Source organism: Pseudovibrio flavus (assembly GCF_009711345.1).
GTDB lineage: Bacteria > Pseudomonadota > Alphaproteobacteria > Rhizobiales > Stappiaceae > Pseudovibrio > Pseudovibrio flavus.
This window is the reverse complement of the sequence record NZ_SMMA01000034.1, coordinates 1-6,574: the sequence shown is the minus strand read 5'-3', so window position 1 is coordinate 6,574 and position 6,574 is coordinate 1. Positions and strand designations below refer to the sequence as shown.

At 51.0% G+C, this 6,574-nt stretch carries 4 protein-coding genes; 1 reads left to right on the top strand and 3 read right to left on the bottom strand.

All coding sequences use genetic code 11. The features are described 5' to 3' along the window. Nucleotides 1-8: 8 nt before the first annotated feature. The 3 genes from E1162_RS00195 to parE form a co-directional block, all read right to left on the bottom strand. Entirely contained in the window at nt 9-1,430 is a 1,422-nt protein-coding gene (locus tag E1162_RS00195) for a DEAD/DEAH box helicase (protein ID WP_155125423.1), read from the bottom strand. A 228-nt stretch (nt 1,431-1,658) separates the two neighbouring features. Further along, entirely contained in the window at nt 1,659-2,384 is a 726-nt protein-coding gene (locus E1162_RS00190) for a hypothetical protein (RefSeq protein ID WP_155125422.1), read from the bottom strand. A gap of 86 nt (nt 2,385-2,470) precedes the next feature. Beyond that, complete coding sequence (gene parE / locus E1162_RS00185) at nt 2,471-4,549, bottom strand: DNA topoisomerase IV subunit B (protein ID WP_155125421.1); 2,079 nt, start codon at nt 4,547-4,549, stop codon at nt 2,471-2,473. A 766-nt stretch (nt 4,550-5,315) separates the two neighbouring features. Here parE and E1162_RS00180 point away from each other — a divergent pair. After that, nucleotides 5,316-6,032 (top strand): tetratricopeptide repeat protein, encoded by a 717-nt coding sequence (locus E1162_RS00180; protein WP_371311743.1) that lies wholly within the window; start codon nt 5,316-5,318, stop codon nt 6,030-6,032. Nucleotides 6,033-6,574: the final 542 nt, after the last annotated feature.

Sequence of the window (6,574 nt, the reverse complement as noted above, 5' to 3'; positions counted from 1 at the left end):
CCGTATAGTTAGTCTTTTGCCTGAGCAGCAGTTTGACGTAGCAGGAATGCTGGTACGTGGGCACTGTTTCTAAAGGTGATACCGTCGTTACCCGGTGCCTTTTTACGGCTACCGCGATCTGTATTGCGAGTGGTCATGGCAGAGGAACCCAGCTCGGTTTCAAAAGCATCAGCTGCAACTTCAGGCTGCGGCGCTTCAGCAAGATCAGCGCTAGCATTCTTTTTACCGTTGCGGCTGCGGGTATTCTTGGTACCACGAGCATTGCGCTTGCGGTTTTTCTTTTCTTCCAAAGCGGCTTCAAAATCGACCGCTTCACCAAGCCATTCCAGCTCTTTGCCAATAAGTTCCTGAATAGCTGTCAAAGCTTTCTGGTCATTAGCAGTTACAATAGAAACTGCGGAGCCTTCACGACCTGCGCGGCCCGTACGGCCAATGCGGTGAACATAGTCTTCGGCATGGATCGGAAGATCAAAGTTGAAAACATGGCTTACGGTTGGAATATCCAGACCACGCGCAGCAACATCACTCGCAACAAGGATCTTGATGTTGTTGTTCTTGAAGTTCTCGAGCATGGTCATGCGGGAGCGCTGGTCCATGTCGCCGTGAAGGGCGCCTACGGAAAAGCCATGGCGATCCAGAGAACGGAAGAGGGTGGCCACATCGCGTTTGCGGTTACAGAACACAATCGCGTTGGTGAGGTTTTCCGCTTCGTTAATGAGATTGCGAAGCACAGCTCGCTTCTCGTAATCCTCAGTGTCGGCCCCAATGATCTTCTGATCAACTGTTTCAGCGGTTGAAGATGCTTTCGCTACTTCCACACGGGCAGGGTTTTGCAGGAACGCATCAGCGAGCTTCTGAATTTCCGGCGGCATAGTTGCCGAGAAGAACAGGGTCTGACGGGTGAACGGGATCAATTTACAAATACGCTCGATGTCAGGGATGAAACCCATATCCAACATACGGTCTGCTTCGTCGATCACGAGAATATCGACACCCTGCAAAAGCAGCTTACCACGTTCGAAATGATCAAGCAGACGACCAGGCGTAGCGATGAGAACATCGGCGCCGCGCTCTAGTTTACGGTCCTGATCAGCAAAAGAAACGCCGCCAATAAGCAGAGCAACATTGAGCTTCTGGTTAGCACCGTAACGCTGGAAATTTTCTTCAACCTGCGCAGCAAGCTCACGTGTCGGCTCAAGAATGAGCGTACGAGGCATACGGGCGCGCGCACGGCCCTTTTCCAGCATAGTGATCATTGGAAGGGTGAAAGAGGCAGTTTTGCCCGTGCCTGTTTGGGCAATACCAAGAACGTCTCTACGCTCAAGAACATGTGGGATGGCCCCAGCCTGAATGGCCGTTGGCTCAGTATAACCGGATGCTTCTACAGCGGCGAGAACCTTCTCGCTCAAACCAAGATTGGAAAATGACATACTATCGCGATCTTTGCGGTGACGTTCGGGACATGGCTGCTAGGCGGCAACACTGCCCTCACAGAATATGAACGGCACACTACATCTCATGGCCCTATTGTCAATAATCTAGGCTTTCTTAAAGACCCGAGATTGGTTGATTTTCTTGAGTTTGCGGGGAAAACCGACATATTTCAGCACAATTCTATCCTAATTGATAAGAAAGCATGCTCGGCCTTCAAGATGTGTTCAAGCAAGCTGCATGTGCGCGCTTGCCAACAGCTTGAAATCACGCCTGTATCTCTGCCGAATTAACCCACCGAAATTCCTAGTGAAATCTAGAGTATCGGACTGGAGCGGGCCTACAGGTTCTGAGTGTGTCTCATCCAAATCACCTAGGGTAATGCCTCGTTCTTTTGAAAGAAGCATCCGTAAGCGTGCCCAGCTCTCCCGTGGGTTAATCATAGAAATAAAAGAGGTGGGAACCAACTCTCCTTTGTAAGAAAAAAGGTCATTCTGACTGCGGAAATAGTTATCTGCGCGAAAATCGGGAATCTTTGCAATACGCTCCAGAAACTGGGCAGGGCTCATTTTGGACCTGAAACCATAATGCGTTAGGCGTGGTGAGATTGTCTCGCGCCCCATAATGCGACTTGCATAACAACGCTCAAGCCGCTCAAACGGGTCCGCAACCAGCGCCAACACCAAACTAGAACGATTGTTGCGCGCAAGATCCCGGGATGACGCACACTCTACGTAATTGAGAGGCATCTTTAAAAGCGAGTTCTTTGCGCTAGAGCTTTGGTCTTGCTCAGCATCAAGTGGTGCCAGCACATCAATCAATCCGTCGAGGATGTGCGAGCCAACATCGGGTACGCGAGAGACTGCAATATTGAGATTGGAGAAATACAAAAAACACTGATCCCGCAGCGGACGGCGGGACCGGTCAAATAGGCTATAGGCTTCGTGGAGCATCAATCCCTCGAGTAGACTGCTTGTTGTTTGCGCGAAATTGATCGCCTCAAACAACAATGACAGTAAATCAGGAGGGAGCCGACCCTTTAGATATCAAGATCTGTTGCAAATTCAGCACGTTCTTGGATGAAGTTGAAACGTGCTTCTGGCTTATTACCCATAAGTTGCTCAACGGAAACCTTGGTTTCATCGGCGCTATCTTCAGAAACTACCACCTGCAAAAGCGTCCGTTTGGACGGATCCATTGTAGTTTCTTTCAGCTGAGCTGGAAGCATCTCACCCAGACCTTTAAATCGGCCGATTTCTACTTTTCCACTCTTTTTGAAATGCTTAGCAAGGATTTCATCTCGATGAGCATCGTCGCGGGCATAAAAAGTCTTGCCACCTTGGCTCAAGCGGTAAAGCGGAGGCACGGCAAGATAGAGATGACCATTCTCAACCAGCTTCGGCATTTCCCGATAGAAGAAGGTAATGAGAAGCGCAGCAATATGGGCACCGTCCACGTCCGCATCGGTCATGATAACGACGCGCTCATAACGAAGGTCTTCTTCGCGATAATTTGCGCGTGTAGAGCAGCCAAGAGCTTGCACAAGGTCTGCGATCAGCTGGTTTGCAGCAACTTTTTCGCGGCCGGCATTGGCAACGTTCAAGATCTTACCGCGAAGCGGCAAAATTGCCTGAGTTGCGCGGTTACGCGCCTGCTTTGCCGAGCCACCTGCCGAGTCACCCTCAACGATGAAGAGTTCTGTACCCTCAGCGCTGTTGGTGGAACAGTCTGCCAGCTTGCCCGGAAGGCGTAGCTTGCGAACGGCAGTCTTGCGGGCGACGTCTTTTTCCTGACGGCGACGCATACGCTCATCAGCGCGGTCAATAACCCACTCAAGCAGCTTGTTTGCTTGGTTAGGTGCAGCCGTCAACCAATGGTCAAAAGCATCACGAACCGCGTTCTCAACGATGCGCGTGGCTTCGTTGGTAGCAAGCTTGTCTTTCGTCTGGCCGACAAATTCAGGTTCGCGCACGAAAACGGAAAGCATAGCGCCGGCAGAAGTCATCACGTCATCGCCAGTGATGACGGCAGCCTTCTTATTACCGACCAGCTCACCGTAGGCCTTCAGACCGCGCAGAAGCGCATAGCGAAGCCCGCTTTCGTGTGTGCCGCCTTCAGGAGTTGGAACCGTATTACAGTAGGAGTTGACGAAACCGTCGCCAGCAAACCAAGAGACAGCCCATTCTACAGCGCCGTGTTTACCGGTAGCACTGGTGCGGCCTGCGAAAACTTCCTCGGTTACGCGGCGCTCGCCAACAAGGCTCTCGCCCAGATAGTCTTTTAGACCACCCGGGAAGTGGAACGTCGCTTCCTTCGGTACGTCCTTGAGGTTCTCACAAAGTTCAGGCGCGCAACGCCAGCGAATTTCAACGCCGCCAAACAAATAGGCCTTGGAGCGAGCCATGGTCATAATGCGACCCGGCTTGAAACGCGCACTTGCGCCAAAAATCTGCGGATCGGGCTTGAAGCGAACGAGCGTGCCACGCCGGTTGTGAACGTCGCCAATCAATTCCAGCGGGCCTTGAGGCAATCCGCGAGCAAAGGTCTGCCGATAGAGCTTACGGTTTCTGGCAACCTCAACAACAAGGTCTTCGGAAAGGGCGTTTACTACAGAAACACCCACACCATGCAAACCGCCGGAGGTCTCGTAGACCTTACTGTCGAACTTACCACCGGCGTGGAGCGTAGTCATAATGACTTCGAGAGCAGAGCGGTCCTTGAATTTCGGATGCGGGTCTACCGGAATACCGCGGCCGTTATCTGTAATAGTCAGATAGCCTTGCGCATCCAGATAAACGTCAATCCAACTCGCGTGGCCAGCAACGGCCTCGTCCATGGAGTTATCAATAACTTCCGCAAATAGGTGGTGTAGAGCCTTCTCGTCGGTGCCGCCGATGTACATACCAGGGCGTCTACGGACAGGTTCAAGACCTTCCAACACCTCAATGTCGGCTGCAGTGTAGTTCTGGCCATCAGAGCTGACGCTGGATGGCGCCGGTGCTTTTGCCGTGGGGCGGCTTGCAGCAGGAGCGCGTTCTGGTGCGGCTGATGCCGCGCCTTGATCTGCGCTAACACTTGCTGGGGTAACGCTGGCAAATAGGTCTTCTCTTGAGCTCATATTTTCGTAAGTCGCTTTTACCGGCTAGCTGCGGAAACTAATGTATTTAAACGAATCAAGAACAAGAATGGCAGAGGGCAATTCGTTCTTTCTAGGCCGTGGCAGGCTTGAATAGCGCAAAAGTGACGTTTTGAACACGTTTAATGAACTCAAACCTGCCAAATTGCGCTGCTATCGAGCCTGCTGTTGATAGCCATTCAGTGCTTTTCGGGTTTAAGACCTGTGTCTTTTTAAATCAATAGAGCCCGTATAAGTGCGGCGAGGGGCCTCTATAGCCCCTGTGATATAACTGTGGCATAGGGGCCACGATATCACGACATTCGGTGCGTTGCACAAATGTCGCGTGGTTTACTAAACTTTTCTGCACTAGTGTTCGCACCGTGCTTACGATCAGATGGTGATATATTGTCGCAGTTGCACGTTTAACGATAGATTTGCAATAAAATCTGTTCACGGACGAAACTTAGATCATATTCACGACTAATTTTGACATGATCCTAGGCCATATTCCAAGTGATCAGCGGGATGGCTGGTCACGAGTATCGGGTCTAATGTTAGGTATCGGATAGTTAGAATGGGTAAAGCGTTCACAGACAGGCTAGGGCTTTTTCGCAGCCGGCAGCAAACCTGTGAGAAGAAGCGCAAGGCTAATGCGGTAGTTCGCCTCTTTTTTGTAGGCGCTATGGGCATTACCGGTGCGCATGCTTCAGAGCCGGATCCATCAAAATCGCTCGATGCAATCGATGCGGTTAACAGCTTCGCCACCATGTCTCCTAATGAGGCGATGCGGGCAGGGGCGCGTGCTTATTACTCCGGTAATAAGCAAGAGGCTGTCCAGCCGCTTCAATACGCAGCTGACAAGGGTGAGCCAATGGCTACCTGGAAGCTTGGCCGTATGTACTCGCAGGGCGATGGCGTACAGGAAGACGATATTAAAGCCTTCACGTACTTCTCTAAAATTGCCCATGTTCATGGTGAGGGAAATCCTGACGGGCCGCTCGCTCCTTTCGTAGCTAATGCGATTGTAGAGCTGGGTACTTACTTCCTTCATGGCATCAATGGCTCCAGCATTCAGCCAGACCCAGCTCGCGCTAAAGAGCTTTATGCGTACGCGGCAACTTATTTCGGTGATGGTGAGGCTCAATATCGCCTTGCAATGATCCATCTGAATGAAGACAACCGCAACAGCAAGCGCCTTGCTGCGCGCTGGCTCAAGCTTTCTGCAAATAAGGGACACATTGAGGCGCAGGCACGCTTTGGCGAACTGCTGTTCTTCAATTCATCATCCCCTAAGCGCAAGGCTCAGGGCCTCAACTGGCTAACACTTGCAAGCCAGCAGGCAAGCGGCCCTAAGCAGGAATGGATTGTTGCTCTTCATGATAAGGCAGCAGCCCACGCTAGCGAGAATGAAAACAACCGCGCGATTGCTTGGACCAATACCTGGCTCAGTGAAGCTGGTATTAGCGTGATGGCCTCTAACTAAGCCGCGCCCTTTATATATAAGAATGTGAACGGCCGTGCGTATAGCGCGGCCTTTTTCGTTTAGGGGTATGGCTCAGCCCAATTGGCTGGCTCCCCAAGCACGCAGTTAAGATTGGCTGGCAAACAGGGAAGGGACGGTTGACAATCCCTTTCATTCTGCATAATTAGATTTGTTGAGTTTGATACTCATATTAAATTCGACATGGCGACTTTAAACTTGATTGCTCTTAACCGAGATACTTGGCAGGCCAATGAAAATTGCGCCTGCTTTTTTCTTGGAAAATTTTTGCGTTACGGCATCCGTGCGAATACGCAGATTGAGCCATATCAGTGCTTTCTCTACGTAGTTTGTTTAGTCTTTTGATTTCAAAGGCTTGTTGAAAGATGAATTATGCACCGTTCGGTGGGCGAAATTCACCATGGGGCGTTGGAAAAGTTGTTTTTTCTATTGCCAACATAACGGCACCTGCATATAACGCGTCCTCAAGAAGACGTCGCGAGACACTGAAAGAAATCGGAGCATAGCGCAGCCTGGTAGCGCAC